This window comes from Paenibacillus sp. Z6-24 (assembly GCF_054161335.1).
This window is the reverse complement of sequence record NZ_CP096398.1, coordinates 862,607-878,940: the sequence shown is the minus strand read 5'-3', so window position 1 is coordinate 878,940 and position 16,334 is coordinate 862,607. Positions and strand designations below refer to the sequence as shown.

The window sequence follows — 16,334 nt, the reverse complement described above, 5'->3', positions numbered from 1 at the left end:
ACCAGGTTGGCAGGACTGTTAGCGTATTTTTACGCATTTTCCTGTTTTCATGATCAATCGATGTACAGAAAATTATCCCTGTACCGCGTCGCCCACTTCTTTGACCATTTCGGATACGGATTGCAGACCACCACCGGACAGGTACCAGTAGTACGGGTTCAGGTAGATGATATGTCCGTTTTTGTAGGCATTGGTGTTTTTGACGAGTGCATTTTCAACTGTAGCTTTTCCGGAGGAATCTTCACCCACTGCACTGCCGCGGTCAACGACAAACAGATAATCCGGATTTTTCTCTGCTACATATTCAGGCGATACGCTCTGTCCGTGAGTGGATGCTTCGATATTTGGATCAGCCGGTTTGAAGCCCAGCACGTCATGGATCAGACCGAAGCGGGAACCTGCTCCGTATGCGCTCAGGCTTCCTTCGTTCGCCAGTACGATCAGTGCGTTCTGATCGGCTTTTTTCACTTTATCCTGGGTGGCTTTGATTTCGTCGTTGATGGCTGTCAGGGCCTGTTTGATCTGATCCTGCTTGCCGAAGATTTCACCGATAATATTCATGTTTTGGGTAAAGGAATTCATGTAATCATTCGTGTCCACACTCAGATTGATCGTGGTGGCAATCTTGCTGAACTCTTCATAGGAATCCGCCTGACGTCCGGAGATGATGATCAGATCCGGTGCCGCTTCGCTGATTTTCTCAAAATCCGGCTCTTTCAGGCCGCCGGCATTGATATAATCGCTGGCTGCATATTTTTTCAGGTAAGGCGGCAGATTGTCCTGGGGTACAGCAACAGGCTTGATGCCCAGCTGATCCATCGTATCGAGGATGCCCATATCAAATACAACAACGCGCTGCGGATTTTGCGGTACTTCGACATCACCTGTCGTCTGGGCAACCTTGACGGTAGCCGTTTCTGCTGCACTGCTTCCTGCTGCCGCTCCTGTTGTTGAACCTGTATCTTTGCCACAGGCGGCCAGTACCAGAATAGCCAGAATAAGTGTAAGACCGAGTGTCCATTTTTTCATTATAAATTCTCCTTTGATAAGTGTATTGGATACTGCATGAATATTCGATTTCAATCCAAGTGCTGCCTGTGACGGTTCTATAGAGAACAGGATTTCGGTACCGTGCAGCACTGATGCCATGCTCTTTCCCATACAGGCATTATGCGTAAAATGTACAAATCCGCTGGCCTGCAATCTCCTGAATGCCAATCTCCAGATCATAGATGCCGCGCAGCACATCCGTGTCGATGATCTGCTCCACATTGCCTTCCTGCACGATCCGTCCATCCTTGAGGGCCACGATTCGGTCCGAATAACAGGAGGCAAAATTAATATCGTGAATGACGAGCACAATCGTCTTGCCCAGCTCCTGTACCATCCGGCGCAGGGTCTGCATAATCTGAACCGAATGCTTCATATCCAGATTATTGAGCGGCTCATCGAGCAGGATATATTCCGTATCCTGGGCGAGCACCATCGCGATGTAAGCACGCTGCTTCTGGCCGCCGCTCAGCTCGTCGAGGTACTTGTGCTGCATGTCGGTGAGTCCCATATAGGCAATCGCCTCATCCACATGACGCTCATCTTCCCGGTTCAGCCGTCCCTGCGAATATGGAAACCGGCCAAAGGATACCAGCTCGCGGATCGTCAGCCGCAGCTCAATATGATTGGCCTGCTTGAGAATCGCCAGTGTACGCGCCAGTTCCTTGCTGTCACAGCTGCCGATCTCGCGGCCTTCGAGCCATACTTCGCCCTGATCTCTCGTAATCAGCCGGCTGATCATCGAGAGCAGTGTACTTTTGCCGGCACCGTTCGGTCCGATGAATGAAGTGATCTGACCTTTGCGGATCGTCAGCGAGACATCATCGACCACTTTTTTGCCGTTATACGTTTTGGACAGGTTTTTGACTTCCAGCATGGTCCTTCTTCCTTTCATGACAGAGCAGGCTCATGAATCACCCTGTTCTGTGCGGATTCGTGATATGATCCTCTGTCCTGCTATCCCTCTATCTCGCGATATTTCCCCGCAGCAGCAAATACAGGAAGTAGCTGCCGCCAAAAAAGTTCACGATGACACTGAGCGGTGTCGAGAAAGCAAACAGTCTCTCTACGACCAACTGCCCACCGACCAGCGTAATGATGCTGATCAGGATCGAGCCGCCGATCAGATAGCTGTGCCGGTACGTCGGCAGGAACTCCCGTGCCAGATTGACGACGAGCAGTCCGAGGAACAATATCGGTCCGACCAGCGCTGTCGAGATCGACACGAGCACGGCTACGGCCAGCAGCAGCCTTTTGACGACCAGATCGTAATTGATGCCCAGATTGACCGCATGATCCTTGCCCAGTGCGAGTACATTAAAGTATTTGATATACGGATACACATAGACGCCGACCGCTGCCGTACCGATCAGGGCAAGCCAGAGCAGATCGGTGTTGACCTTGTTGAAGCTGGCAAACAGCTTGTTCTGCAAAATCAGAAATTCATTCGGATCAATCAGCACCTGCATGAAGGTCGAGAGACTGGAAAAGAAACTTCCCAGAATCATCCCGATCAGCAGCAGGAAATAAATATTCTGATTCTCCCGCCGGAACATCAGCCGGTACAGCACTCCGGAAAAGGCGATCATCCCAACCACACAGAGCAGGAAGTTCACATTCGCATTCTGCATAAACAGACTGGATGTCCCGAACAGGAAAGCAATCACCGACTGGATAAACACATACAGCGAATCCAGTCCCATCACACTCGGCGTCAGTATCCGGTTATTCGTAATCGTCTGGAAAATAACCGAAGCAAACGCGATCGTCGTACCGGTCAGCACGATCGCCGTAATCTTCGCTGCGCGCCGTGGCAGCACATAATCGAGATTGACGGGATTCAGCTTGACGAACAGAAACATCGCAATCAGCACGAATGAAGCACCGATCATCCATCCTATTTTAGCTTGCAGCCGCATATGCATCTCTCCTTAACAACAGATACAGGAAAATGCCGCTGCCGATGACACCCACCATGACTCCGATCGGAATTTCGTAAGGGTAAATAAGGATTCGTCCGAGCACATCACATAGCAGAACAAAGCTCGCACCAAGCAGTGCCGTATGCATCAGACTTTTCTTGAGATGATCACCCCGGTAGATGCTGACGATATTAGGGATGATTAATCCCAGATAAGGAATCGAGCCGACAGTCAGCACGACCGAAGCCGAGATCAGCGAGACGATGATCAGTCCGATCGTAACGACCCTTTTATAATTCAGTCCCAGGTTGGTCGCAAAATCCTCACCCATCCCCGCCAGTGTAAACCGGTTCGCATAGATATAGGCGATAATGGCCAGCGGTACGCTGATGTACAGCAGTTCGTACCGCCCCTGCAGCACGAGCGAGAAGTTGCCCTGCAGCCAGGAGGAGATATTCTGCACCAGATCATATCGGTAGGCAAAGTAGGTAGCGATCGAGCTGACCACATTACCTAGCATCAACCCGACCAGCGGGATAAATATCGTATCCTTAAACTTGATCCGGTTCAGCACTTGCATGAACAAGAAAGTACCACCCAGTGCGAACACAAACGCAATGCCCATTTTGACCAGCGGTGCGGCCGCGGCGAACAGCATCATCGAGACGAGTATGCCGAGCCGGGTCCATTCAATTGTCCCCGCCGTCGTTGGCGAGACAAATTTGTTACGGCTGAGCTGCTGCATGATCAGTCCGGCAATACTCATGCAGGCTCCCGCAATAATAATACTAATCAGTCTCGGTACCCTGCTGATCCAGAACACCTGCTGCTGTTCGGCCGTCCAGCTGAACATTTCCCAGGGACGCAGATCCTTGACTCCCACGAACAGGGAGGTGATCGCCAGAACCGTAAATAGTATAATAAGCGTTCTTAATTTCATACCTGTTCATTCCCGTAAAAAGGCGGCATGACTGCCTGTGTTCTCCTCTTTAAGGTAATCCTCCCTCCCGATGACTGACCTTGTATGTAATATAAAAAAATACATTCGATAATGATATTCATTATCAATAGGTTACAAAGTATTATTGTAGCCATTTACCAAACAATGATCAACCCTTTTTTGGATAATCTTTATCAATAAAGATACAAAGGAAGCCCTCCGGCGGCGGCAGAGCCTACTCTGCCGCCGCCGGAGGGCTTCCTGTTCTGCACGCTGGCAGACTTATTTATATTTTTTCCAGTCCTGATTACTATTCTCCAGCAAATACTCAAAATCGTTGTCCTTGCGTTTTTGCTCGGCTTTGCGGGCTTCTTCCGCCTGCTGACGCTGCTTCTCCTGCTGCTGCTGCTCCGCTTCACGCAGTTCATTCGCCTGGGATTTGAGCTTGTCGAGCACATCGGTACTCAGCAGATCCTTGAGTGTAGCCGGTTTATCCTGTGTGGCTGCCGGTCGGGCCGGCGCTTTGTTTTTCTTGGCCATGGTCTGTTCCCCCGTTATCCAGAGTTGGGATGTCAGCCAAAATGGATCATTTACAAATAGGATTTCATCAAGGCTGGCATTCATTTCATTATATCATTCTCACAGGATCGCAGTGAAGAGCATGCCGGCTTTTTTGTACCGGTTTTGCATTTGCTCTCTTGTATCCCCACTTCCTCACTGTCCATACTATGGCTTAAGCATCATTTTCCTGCGGTTCTTCCGGCTCATATGGCTGCACTTCGATCTCGCGAATATGATGCTGCTCCATCCGTGTAACCGTAAATTCATAATGATCCTCGATCACCGATTGTCCTTCGCGGATATTGAACTTGCGTGACAGCATCCAGCCGCCGATCGTATAGGCTTCACCAGCTTCGATATCCGTACCGAGGCGGCGGTTCACTTCATGGATCAACGCCTGCGGCTGCAATTTGTAATGCCGGTCGCCCAGCTTGCTGATCGCCGGCGTGGACAGCGGTTCGGTATCCGATTTGGATGGAATATCACCGACGATCTCTTCCAGAACATCTTCCAGGGTGACCATACCGGCTGTTCCGCCGTACTCGTCCAGCAGCACGGCCATATGAATATTTTCCTTTTGCATCTGACCGAGCAGCTCGCGGGCAGGTACCGTCTCGATCAGCTGCAGCACCGGACGAATAAAGGGCGCAATCGGATCGGTCGGTGCATGCTGGCGGTTAACCGCATCACGCAGCACCTCCTTGACGTTGAGCAATCCGATAATCCGGTCCTTGTCCCCGCCGAGAGCAACCGGGATCAGGCTGTATGGTTCCTCGCGGATAATATCATAGAACCGCTCCAGCGAGGCGTCCTGGGCAATATAGACGATTTCCGTGCGCGGCACCATAATCTCGCTGCCGACCAATTCATCAAAATCAAATACATTGTTCAGATAGCGGTACTCGGTCGGTGTGATACTGCCACTCTTGTATCCTTCAGACAGGGCAAAGCGCAGCTCCGCCTCACTCTGCGCCACTTCCTGCTCGGATAACGGCTTAACGCCGAACAATCCGGTAATAAAGCGGGCCGACCGGCTCAGTACCCAGTTGAACGGATAGGTGAATTTGTAGAAAATAATCATCGGCCGGGCAAAAAACAGCGCCATCGGCTCGGCGACCTGAAGCGCGAACGACTTGGGTACCAGCTCTCCGATCACCACTTCAAAATAGGTCATCAGCAGAAACGCGATCAGGAAGGACAGCACAGACGTCATGGAGCCCGGAATATGCAGCCAGACGAACAGTGGGTGCAGCAGCTCCTCAATCGTCGATTCCCCCAGCCAGCCGAGTGCCAGTGAGGTGAGCGTCGTTCCCAGCTGGCAGGCAGACAGGAACTCATCCAGCTTGGAAATGATATACTGTACGGCTTTGGCATTTTTGTTGCCTTCTTCCGCCAGCTGATTAATCCGCGATACCCGGACACGAATAATGGAATATTCCGATGCAACAAAAAATGAAGTAAGCAGAATCAACAAAATTACGATAATGACATTGAGCGTTTCCATAGGCGGGCTCACTCCTCCTTTTCGATTGAATCCAGCAGATATTTATACATAAATAGTATGTATGCTTTGGCATGCACTGTTTACCATTACCCAAAATAAACCGCTCTGTTTTTGTTCATGCCCTGCTTGACCAGGGAACGACCAAAAAAGCTGCCGAATTGGCAGCTTTTCCCGATAGCCGATTGATGTGGTTAGATGCAACAGTGCCTGCAATTGTAACAGGATCATCGGCATATTATATGCAGTATACGGCATGCAATAGATGTTATGAAAAGAGAATATGTACAGTGTCGTGTGCTGCCTCTTTTGGCTTGCCGGGATTCGATAGTCTGCGATGTTCGAATCACCGATACGAAGCCATACTCCTTACCACTCTTTTTTGCGTTCTACCAGCATCCAGGCACCACCGAGTACAAGCGCGATCGCTACCAGCGGTTGTACGAAGATGAGCCGGGATAGCACCGAATTGATCGAGAATACGGCGAAAAACAGCAGTGACAGCACGGCCAGAATATGGATTGGAATAAGCAGCCATTTGTTACGTGAACCAAACCAGTACAGTTGGAACAGCCCTACTGCTATTGCCAGGATAAAGCCCGGCCACATGTAACTCCAGATCCCGAACACTTGAGCCAGCTGGCTCACGATTCCGGCAGTCAGCAGAATGCCTCCCGGGATGAGCAGCCCGATCCCTTTCGGTCCGACCAGTGAAAAATACATCCATTGAAAAAGCAGTCCCAGCGGTATGACGAACAGCGTCGGCCAGAATGTCGCAAAAATCTCGCCCGCTCCCTCCGATCCACCGGGATTCAAAAACAAATACACTCCCAGCAGCAGCAGGACCGGTGCAATAATTGCCCGTTTCATCATCTGATTTCTCCCCTTATCCTTAGGTTATACCTGAGTATATCCAGCATACCACGCTGCATTATGGGTTGGCCTCAGCCTGTGGATGATTTTGCCCCTGGACTTTGGTCGGGGATTGTTCTTCTGCACATTCCTTTCGACCAAAATAAAACGGCTCTCTATGGAAGAGAGCCGTTGATCCAGCTTTGTCATTCGGTAATCCAATCATTCAACAATATAATAACTCAGTTATTCGATATGCTCGTTCTTATGCAATTATGCATTATTTAGATTATCTATTTGATACATCACACCGCAAACTCACTGCTTGCTTCCGCATCGGAAGGCACTACCGCATCATGCAGCTGGGTCTCCAGCTCGTCGGTGTAACGGCGCTTCTGGTCGGCGCTCCAGTTCAGGCGTCTCGCCATGTACTCGATGACCGGCTGTTTCCACTGCTGCACCCAGGCGATATCGAAGAACAATGCTCCGGTACGGCGGATAAAGAAATCGACCGGTTTGGCTGTCATTTCTTCTTCCATCGCGTATACGAGACGTACACGTACATCCGCTGGCAATCCCAGTTCTTCGGCAATGGCATCCGGCTGGTTCACACGGGCGAACAGCTGGGTCACATTGGAGCCGTAGAATCCGGATAGCTTCTCCGCCTGTTCCCGGCTCAGCCCTACATTTGCTCCTGCATCGGCATGCTGACGGATAAAGGCCGGCAAGCCTGCCGAACCGCCTACATCTCCACCGGAAATCGCCATATGCTTGGTCTGGGAAGGTTTGAACGTCTGGCCGGTTTCTTTTTGCAGCAGCTCGGCGGCCAGATCGACGACCATCTCGGCCATTTTGCGGTAGCCGGTCAGCTTGCCGCCGGCGATAGTGATCAGACCGCTGTCGGACTGCCAGATTTCATCCTTGCGGGAAATCTCGGATGGCGATTTGCCGTCTTCGTGAATGAGCGGACGTATGCCAGCCCAGCTGGATTCCACATCATCCGCAGTGACTTTAACGGTCGGGAACATGTAGTTGATCGCTTTGATAACATAATCGCGGTCCGCTGTAGTCATACGCGGATGGATCGGGTCTGCTTTGTAGACCGTATCGGTTGTACCAACATATGTTTTGCCGTCTCTTGGAATAGCGAATACCATCCGTCCGTCCGGTGTATCAAAGTAAACCGCCTGCTCCAGCGGGAAGCGCTCATGGTCGATAACGAGATGAATCCCTTTGGTCATCTGCAGGGTTTTACCTTTTTTGGAGTTATCGATTTTGCGCAGTGTATCTACCCATGGACCGGCAGCATTGATCACTTTGCGGGCGAAGATTTTATATTCTTTGCCGCTAATCGTATCTTTGACTTTGACGCCTTTCAGTTTGCCGTCTTCATAGATGAAATCTACCGCTTTGGTATAGTTGGATGCCAGTGCGCCGCGTTTGACCGCTTCCTTGATCACTTCGATCGTCAGACGCGCGTCGTCGGTGCGGTACTCGACATAGTAGCCGCCGCCTTTGAGTCCGTCCTGCTTCACAAGCGGTTCCTTGTTCAGCGTCTCCTGCGCACTCAGCATTTTGCGGCGTTCGCTGCTTTTCACGCCAGCGAGGAAATCATATACCCGCAGACCGATCGATGTGCTGAAACTGCCGAATGTTCCGCCCTGGTGGAAAGGAAGCAGCATCCACTCCGGTGTGGTGACATGTGGTCCATTTTCATAGACAATCGCGCGTTCCTTGCCGACTTCGGCAACCATTTTCACTTCAAACTGCTTCAGATAGCGCAGTCCGCCATGGACCAGCTTGGTCGAACGGCTGGACGTGCCGGCTGCAAAGTCCTGCATCTCCACCAGTCCGATTTTCATACCGCGTGTGACTGCATCCAGTGCGATCCCCGATCCGGTAATCCCGCCGCCAATAACGAGTACATCCAGCGTCTCCTGGGTCATTTTCTGTAAAATCGCTGCTCGGTCCTGTGCTGAAAACATCGTGTTCATTATTATTTCCTCCCTGTGATATGAATTCCTATGTGGCTGTTCAGCCGATTGATTTGCAAGAATATTCCAGTTCAAACCGCAAAAAAGAGACCACGAACATTACACATAAACGGCTGCTGCCGCGTGTATTCGTGGTCTCTCCAAAGTCTAATGACGAATTTATTAACTTGTTAGCTCCAGTATAACATACCCTGCTGTACTCAGGCAAAGAAATCGCTTAAATTTTACGATTATTTTTGATTACTGCAATTTAGGGAAGAATGGTCGGAAAAAATACGTTCTTTTTGCCCCCAGGCTGAGCGGTTCCGAATGTATCTCACTTTCTCTACCAAACTGACGAACTCCGGACCTCCCTTTTCCTTTGCGGGCCTGTTCCGAATTTACTTTCCGGTCAGGCTTTGAACAATAAAGTCGAGCTGGGCGTTCATCGAGATTGGATCGTTAAAGTAGTACGCAATCGGATCAATATTGAACACATGGTTGTTCTTCACTGCAGGCAGCTGCTTCCACAGACTGCTGTTGTACAGCGTCGTACCTTCCTTGTCACTGTCGCCGCCCCATGGAGCGGTAAAGATATAGTCACCGGCAAAGTCAGGTACATTCTCCAGAGAGATGCTGACATAACCCGGGCCTTGATCGATCGCTTCTTTTTGCGTCATTTCGGTGCCTTTGAGTCCCAGCTCCTGATAGATGATCTCGCCGCCGCGTCCAAAGCTGTCTCCCATAACGTAGACCCCTTTGGCGTACGGCTGGATGATGGAGACGGTTTTGTCACCCACTGCTGCCTGTACCTGTGGTTTCACTTCATTGATCTTGGCTTCCCAGGCTGCTGCCACCTCTTTGGCTTTATCTTCGGTGCCTGTCATTTTGCCAAATTCCTGCAGCTGTTCCTTGTAGGTGTATTCCCCGTACTTGATCGCTACAGTTGGTGCCACTTTCGTGAATTTATCCAGATTGGTGTCGCCGTCCCAGACGATGATCAGATCAGGATTGAGCGCCAGTACTTTCTCTACCTCGGGTGTCTCGCCCAGATTGGTTACACCCTCCAGGGTGTCTTTCAGATAGATACTGTCAAATGGCTTGTTGGTCGTAGCTATCGGCTTGATGCCCAGCGCATACAGGTAGCCGTAATAGCTGTCGGCCAGCACAACGACACGCTGCGGATGACGCGGCACTTCCACGTCGCCATTGGCTGCCTTGTAGGTGATCGTCTTGCTTTCTTCCGCTGCCGGAGCAGCAGTGGTACCGTCACCTGCTGCGGGAGCTGTGCTACCGCTGGTACCGGATTGCCCACACGCTGCCAAAATGCCGATCAGTAGAACTGCCATCAGGATCATGATGAAGCTTTTTTTCTTGTGCATATTTTGCATATAATGAGACCCACCTTCATCTGTATTGGTTGGATTTGAACGAATGATAAAGATTATCATTTTCAACTGCCATCTTAGCATAAATGATTGTACCCAGCCACTATTTTTTGGACGGTTATGTAAACGGATGCATACTCTGCCTGTTTGCTGCCATGTCTGCAGTTATTACGCTTCTTTGTGCCTTTTAAATGAAGCAGAGCCTACACGAGCAGCTACATTTAAAAAGCCTTTTTGAACCGGAGTTTGCCAGGGAGATATGATCCCCGGAACGTCCGGCCAAAAAGGCTTTTATATGATATATGAGTCCAATCAGGCTAAATCGAGTTGTACAGGCTGTATGAGTCCTGCCTGCACCGTATTATTTAAATGCCATCGCTGCATGAACCGCTTTTTGCCAGCCGCCGTACAGTTCTTCACGCTGTTTTTCTTCCATTTTCGGCTCGAAGTTGTCGATCAGTTCGCTGTGCGTGGACGCGATCTCGTCCAGGCTCTCCCAGTAGCCGACAGCAAGACCCGCCAGATAGGCGGCTCCCAGTGCCGTCGTCTCGTTAACAGCCGGACGCTCAACCGTTACGCCGAGGATATCGCTCTGGAACTGCATCAGGAAGCCGTTTTTGACTGCGCCGCCATCGACTTTGAGGGAACCTACGGTCACGCCGCTGTCGCTCTCCATCGCGGTCAGTACATCTTTGGTCTGATAAGCCAGCGATTCCAGGGTCGCCCGGATAAAGTGCTCTTTGCTCGTGCCGCGTGTCAGGCCAAAGGCTGCACCGCGCACATCGCTATCCCAGTACGGACTGCCCAATCCGACAAAGGCCGGAACGATATAGACGCCTTCGGTAGATTCCACGCGGGATGCATAGGTTTCACTTTCAGCCGCATCGCGGAACATGCGCAGTCCATCACGCAGCCACTGAATCGCGGAGCCAGCTACGAAAATACTGCCTTCCAGCGCGTAGTTGATTTTCTCGCCTACGCCGCAGGCGATCGTTGTGATCAGTCCATGCTCAGAGCGGATCGGCTCTTCGCCGGTGTTCATCAGCATGAAGCAGCCTGTGCCGTATGTGTTTTTAACCGAACCTCTTTCATAACAGGCTTGTCCGAACAAGGCAGCCTGCTGGTCACCGGCCGCTCCGGCAATCGGAACACTCTGGCCGAAGAAATGGTAATCGATCGTATGGGCATATACTTCGGAGGAAGGACGCACTTCTGGCAGCAGGGATGCCGGTACACCGAGAATATCCAGCAGCTCCTGATCCCATTTCAGATCGTAGATATTATACATCAGTGTACGGGATGCATTGGAATAATCGGTCACATGGGCTTTGCCGCCGGACAGTTTCCAGATCAGCCATGTATCAATCGTACCGAACATCAGCTCACCGCGTTCAGCACGCTCACGTACACCATCCACGTTATCGAGGATCCATTTCACCTTGGTACCGGAGAAATAAGGATCGATCAGCAGACCTGTCTTGTCGCGGAACGTCTGTTCCAGACCTTTGGATTTGAGCTCTTCGCAGATATAAGCGCTCTGACGGGACTGCCATACGAGTACATTGTAGACCGGATCGCCGGTTTTACGGTCCCAGATCACGGTAGTCTCGCGCTGGTTGGTAATGCCGATTCCGGCAATCTGGTTCGGCTTTACATGGGATTCGGACAGACAGGAAGCGATAACAGCCAGAATGGAGCTCCAGATCTCATCGGCATTTTGCTCGACATGACCCGGCTTCGGGAAATACTGCGGAAATTCACGCTGTGCCATATAGTGAATCTCACCTTTTTTGTTAAACAAAATTGCGCGGGAGCTCGTCGTTCCCTGATCCAATGCCATAATATACTGTTCCATATGTTAGTTCCTCCTCGGGATTATCACTATCGAATTTGCAATATCATAATTTGTAATATCAGCTATAAGAAATGACCGATACGAGAGGCTGCTTACGCAGCAGCCTGTCCGGAAGCGGTACGCTGGATTCGGCGTCCAGCCAGATGAGCGAGGAACAGGCAGACGATCGTAACCGCCAGCAGTATCCACAGCATCGGCGTGCTCTGTCCCAGAAATACATTTTTGTAGAATAATCCGCCCAGAGACCCGCCCAGCAGCGGTCCAACGACCGGTACCCAGGCATATTTCCAGTTGGAAGGTCCTTTGCCCGGAATCGGCAGCAGGAAGTGCATCAGACGCGGACCAAAGTCACGTGCAGGGTTGATCGCATATCCGGTCGTACCGCCGAGCGACAATCCGATACTCACTACCAGCAGACCGACGATCAGCGGATGAATGCCCTGTGTAAATTCGTTGGCACCCATAGATAACAATACCATGACAAAGATAAATGTACCGATAATTTCACTCAGCATATTGCCGACCGGATGCTGGATCGCAGGTGAAGTGGAGAATACGCCCAGTTTGGCAGCGGGGTCCGGCGTTTCTTTCCAGTGGGGCAGATACTGGAAGTATACCAGCAGTGCACCCAGCATGGCTCCGATAATCTGGGCCAGGATATAAGAAGGAACCTGACTCCAGGCAAAATCGCCATTAAATGCGAGCGCCAGTGTGACTGCCGGATTCAAGTGAGCGCCACTGACGCTGCCTACGGCGTAGACTGCCATGGCTACAGCGAGTCCCCATCCTGCTCCGATTACCATCCAGCCTGAATTCTCAGCAAATGTCTTGCGAAGGGATACCCCTGCACAGACACCGCCACCCAGGGCAATCAGGATCATGGTTCCGACCAGTTCAGCTATAAACGGTGACATCATATAACCTCCATTCGATTTGAAAAATCTCTGACTTGTCTGTTCTGACTTGTCCGTATGTGTAATTATGGTAATAAACGTGAACAGACGCAAAAGAGCCATCGCAAATCTCCCTCATAATAGCAAGGGCTTTTGCGTGGCTCTCCGGTTCTCCGTCACATGTATTAACTTATGTTCATCATATCGTAACATGTAAGCGGTGTCAACATCATTTTTTTCATTTGTTCTTCATGTAATTATGTGATCTTCATCATCGCTGATATCGGTTAAACAGGTACCCGTTGGAGGTCGTGACTGCTGTCGCTCCGGCTGCAAGGGCACTCTCCACATCTTCCACCGTACGGATCAGTCCGCCGGCAAAGACAGGAATGCCGGCACGTTCGACGACTTCGCGGATCATATGGGGTACGACGCCGGGCAGTACTTCGATATAATCAGGCTGTGTCTTCTCCAGCAGCGCATAACTTTTCTCCAGTGCAATCGTATCGAGCATAAAGATACGCTGGATCGCCAGCACGCCTTTTTGCTTGGCTTTCATAATGACATTCCCCCGGGTAGAGATAATGCCAAACGGCTTGATTTCCTGGCAAAGGTATTCTGCCGCATATTCATCATTTTTGAGCCCATGTACCAGATCGGCATGCAAAAACATCTGCTTGTTGCGGCTGCCTGCCATTCTATAGATGCTTTTCAGCTGGGCTACATGGGTATCGAGAAATACGCCATACTGGTAAGAGCTGTCCAGCAGCTGTTCGAACTGCTTCATATTTTTGGCTGCCGGTAAAATGGCTTGTCCTTCATACATACTGTAATCACTCATTTCTTCAAATTCATTAGATCCCTGTAATTAGATTGGAGAGCGGCCGCCGGATCATGTACAGGATTTAACTGTAATCCTTATTCTGCCCAGTCATACTCCATCCGCCTTGCAGTCATGCGTGCAGTCTCCATACCCAGATAACTGCTCACAATATGCAGCGATAAATGGATACCTGCGGAGATTCCGCCGGAAGTCATGATCTGGCCTTCATCTATATACTTCACGCCGGAGCGTACATCGACCAGCGGATAATCGCGGGCAAGCCGTTCCAGATCCATCCAGTGTGTGGTCGCTGAACGACCATCCAGCAGACCGGCCTCTGCCAGCAGCAAGGCACCTGTACAGATCGAGGCTACCAGACGTTCCTGACTGGCATGACTGCGAATCCACTCGATCACTTCAGGCTTATGAATCTCGATCTCTTCCGCTCCGTAACCTCCGGGAATAATCAGTATATCAATAGGCGGCAATGTAGCAAAGCTGCATTCCGGCTGCACCTGCAGACCATTGCGGGCAGTGATCATCTGCCCATCCGCCGATACGGTATGTACGCGAAAAGCCTTGGTTTGGTCACTGCGCACCGTGATTGAGAATACCTCGAACGGTCCGGCAAAGTCCAGCACTTCCACTTCATTGAAGAGGAATAGTCCCACATGATAGATAGGCTGCTCTGCATGATTCATTGTTTTCCTCTTTTCTATGGGATAGATTTTGTGCATCACGAACAAATAGAGACGCAAATAGCAGTATTTTTCTTGGATGCAGGACAATAGTTATGTAAGGTTTTTTATAGTAAAATTTGAACACTGTTATTTGGAACAGCCTATTACCTACATAAAAGACAGAATGGAGAATGAATAATGCATGCAGTTGCACGCGTCAGTAAAGTGATCGGTAATACATTTTCAATCTGGGTGATTTTGTTTGCCCTGCTCGGCTTTTTCCTGCCCTCCTGGTTTATTGGGCTCAAAGGACAAATCTCTCTGCTGCTCGGTATCGTGATGTTCGGGATGGGACTGACATTATCGTCGGCAGATTTTCGTGAAGTGTTCCGGCGTCCGCTGGATGTGGCGCTCGGCGTGGTCGGCCATTACCTGATCATGCCGCTGCTCGCCTATGGACTGGCTATAGCGCTGCATCTGCCGCCGGACATTGCGGTAGGAGTCATTTTGGTCGGCTGCTGTCCGAGTGGCACAGCCTCCAATGTGATGACATTTCTCGCCCGCGGGGATGTGGCACTCGGGGTATCCATTGCATCGGTATCTACACTGATTGCACCGCTGGCGACACCGGCAATGATCTCGCTGCTTGCGGGACAATGGATGCATGTCAGCGCAGGCAGTCTGATCCTTGATATCCTCAAAGTCGTCATCGTACCGATTGTGCTCGGCGTTATCGTCAAGGCGCTGTTCCGCAGACAAGCGGAAGCTGCCACCGTAGCGCTGCCTGCCGTATCGACACTGGCGATTGTTCTTATCGTAGCGATTGTCGTCGGATTAAACAAGCCCCATATTGTAGAGTCCGGTCTGCTGATTTTTGCTGTCGTTATTCTGCATAATGGTCTTGGTTATCTGCTTGGTTATCTGTTCGCCCGGTTGATCCGCATGAATCCGGCTCAGCGCCGTGCGATTGTATTTGAGACCGGTATGCAGAACTCCGGACTCGGTGCCAGCCTGGCTGCTGCCCATTTCAATCCACTGGCGGCTGTACCAAGCGCCATTTTCAGTGTATGGCATAATATTTCCGGTTCCCTGCTCGCCACCTGGTTTGCCCGCCGGGCAGCGCAGGAAGAACAGAAGGCTGCGGTTACTGCTGCTTCTGCCGGAGAATAAACAGGCGACTTTTCTCAGGCTGTTCCAGGTTATATACAATAAGCCCGGCCAACGATGTGCCATCATCGTCGGCCGGGCTTTCAGCTGTTGGTCTGCTATTGGTAGTGCTTTCCCCTGATTACATTTTAATTCTTCAGCAGTCCGGCAATATCCGTTAGTTTCCTCTGATTGGCTTCGCGCAGCAGATCGGACAGCGTGTACTGCTTGAGATATTCGATCGCCTGCCGCTCGGCATCCATCATTACATTTTTGAGAATGCCTCCGATTTCGGTGCTGCTGTGTTCCATGCAGCCATCGGATGCAGACTGTTCTGCTTCTTCATTGCGAATCGCCTGATAAATATCGGCCAGTGTCAGTGTATCCGCCGATATTTTCAAGGAATAACCTCCGTCTCTGCCTTCACGCGTATCCACAATTCCATGGCTTGCCAGTGTAGCCAGAATCCTGCGCAGAAAAGTCGCATGCGACTGAACCTGTGCAGCAATGACTGAACTCGATACGGTTCCCCCGTTGCAGGCCAAACCTGCCAGTGCCTGAACTGCCGTATTGAAGCGGGCCGGTCCAATCGATCTGGTTCTGGATGTAGTCATAACCTTCCCCCCTGTCTTAACTTCAAATTTTAGCTCAGTCAATAAGGCAAAGCAATGTGAATTTGTACATTCCTCTCATTTATGTACACAAAAATTTGAATTGCCAAAAAATAAAATTTGGACTATCATAAGCAAG

At 50.6% G+C, this 16,334-nt stretch carries 15 protein-coding genes; 1 reads left to right on the top strand and 14 read right to left on the bottom strand.

Annotated elements, in window-relative coordinates:
- Positions 1–72: 72 nt before the first annotated feature.
- The 13 genes from M1D61_RS03885 to M1D61_RS03825 form a co-directional block, all read right to left on the bottom strand.
- On the bottom strand, positions 73–1,029 hold the full coding sequence (locus M1D61_RS03885) for a siderophore ABC transporter substrate-binding protein (protein WP_458121245.1): 957 nt from the start codon (positions 1,027–1,029) through the stop codon (positions 73–75).
- A 139-nt stretch (positions 1,030–1,168) separates the two neighbouring features.
- Positions 1,169–1,927, bottom strand: a complete 759-nt coding sequence (locus M1D61_RS03880; protein WP_458121244.1) for an iron ABC transporter ATP-binding protein — start codon at positions 1,925–1,927, stop codon at positions 1,169–1,171.
- Between the two features lie 88 nt (positions 1,928–2,015).
- The gene (locus tag M1D61_RS03875; protein ID WP_458121243.1) at positions 2,016–2,969 is read right to left on the bottom strand and encodes an iron chelate uptake ABC transporter family permease subunit; all 954 of its coding nucleotides are present in this window, start codon (positions 2,967–2,969) and stop codon (positions 2,016–2,018) included.
- The gene (locus M1D61_RS03870) at positions 2,953–3,912 is read right to left on the bottom strand and encodes an ABC transporter permease (RefSeq protein WP_046216154.1); all 960 of its coding nucleotides are present in this window, start codon (positions 3,910–3,912) and stop codon (positions 2,953–2,955) included. The genes M1D61_RS03875 and M1D61_RS03870 overlap by 17 nt, the downstream gene beginning before the upstream one ends.
- A gap of 282 nt (positions 3,913–4,194) precedes the next feature.
- Complete coding sequence (locus M1D61_RS03865; protein ID WP_458121242.1) at positions 4,195–4,452, bottom strand: YqkE family protein; 258 nt, start codon at positions 4,450–4,452, stop codon at positions 4,195–4,197.
- A 193-nt stretch (positions 4,453–4,645) separates the two neighbouring features.
- Entirely contained in the window at positions 4,646–5,977 is a 1,332-nt protein-coding gene (locus M1D61_RS03860; RefSeq protein ID WP_458121241.1) for a hemolysin family protein, read from the bottom strand.
- A 366-nt stretch (positions 5,978–6,343) separates the two neighbouring features.
- The gene (locus M1D61_RS03855; RefSeq protein WP_458121240.1) at positions 6,344–6,847 is read right to left on the bottom strand and encodes a hypothetical protein; all 504 of its coding nucleotides are present in this window, start codon (positions 6,845–6,847) and stop codon (positions 6,344–6,346) included.
- Positions 6,848–7,131: 284 nt separating this feature from the next.
- Positions 7,132–8,811 carry a glycerol-3-phosphate dehydrogenase/oxidase gene (locus tag M1D61_RS03850; RefSeq protein ID WP_458122402.1) on the bottom strand — a complete coding sequence of 560 codons (1,680 nt, stop codon included), beginning with the start codon at positions 8,809–8,811 and terminating at the stop codon, positions 7,132–7,134.
- A 389-nt stretch (positions 8,812–9,200) separates the two neighbouring features.
- Entirely contained in the window at positions 9,201–10,181 is a 981-nt protein-coding gene (locus M1D61_RS03845; protein ID WP_458122401.1) for an ABC transporter substrate-binding protein, read from the bottom strand.
- Between the two features lie 367 nt (positions 10,182–10,548).
- The gene (gene glpK, locus M1D61_RS03840) at positions 10,549–12,042 is read right to left on the bottom strand and encodes a glycerol kinase GlpK (protein ID WP_458121239.1); all 1,494 of its coding nucleotides are present in this window, start codon (positions 12,040–12,042) and stop codon (positions 10,549–10,551) included.
- 92 nt (positions 12,043–12,134) lie between these two features.
- A complete protein-coding gene (locus M1D61_RS03835) occupies positions 12,135–12,956 on the bottom strand; it encodes an MIP/aquaporin family protein (RefSeq protein ID WP_046216159.1) in 822 nt (273 codons plus the stop codon).
- 250 nt (positions 12,957–13,206) lie between these two features.
- The gene (locus M1D61_RS03830; protein WP_324292944.1) at positions 13,207–13,776 is read right to left on the bottom strand and encodes a glycerol-3-phosphate responsive antiterminator; all 570 of its coding nucleotides are present in this window, start codon (positions 13,774–13,776) and stop codon (positions 13,207–13,209) included.
- A gap of 77 nt (positions 13,777–13,853) precedes the next feature.
- Entirely contained in the window at positions 13,854–14,459 is a 606-nt protein-coding gene (locus tag M1D61_RS03825; protein ID WP_458121238.1) for a DJ-1/PfpI family protein, read from the bottom strand.
- A 177-nt stretch (positions 14,460–14,636) separates the two neighbouring features.
- Here M1D61_RS03825 and M1D61_RS03820 point away from each other — a divergent pair, with 177 nt between their 5' ends.
- Complete coding sequence (locus M1D61_RS03820) at positions 14,637–15,608, top strand: bile acid:sodium symporter family protein (RefSeq protein ID WP_458121237.1); 972 nt, start codon at positions 14,637–14,639, stop codon at positions 15,606–15,608.
- Positions 15,609–15,733: 125 nt separating this feature from the next.
- Here M1D61_RS03820 and M1D61_RS03815 read toward each other — a convergent pair whose 3' ends face one another.
- Complete coding sequence (locus M1D61_RS03815) at positions 15,734–16,198, bottom strand: RrF2 family transcriptional regulator (RefSeq protein ID WP_458121236.1); 465 nt, start codon at positions 16,196–16,198, stop codon at positions 15,734–15,736.
- Positions 16,199–16,334: the final 136 nt, after the last annotated feature.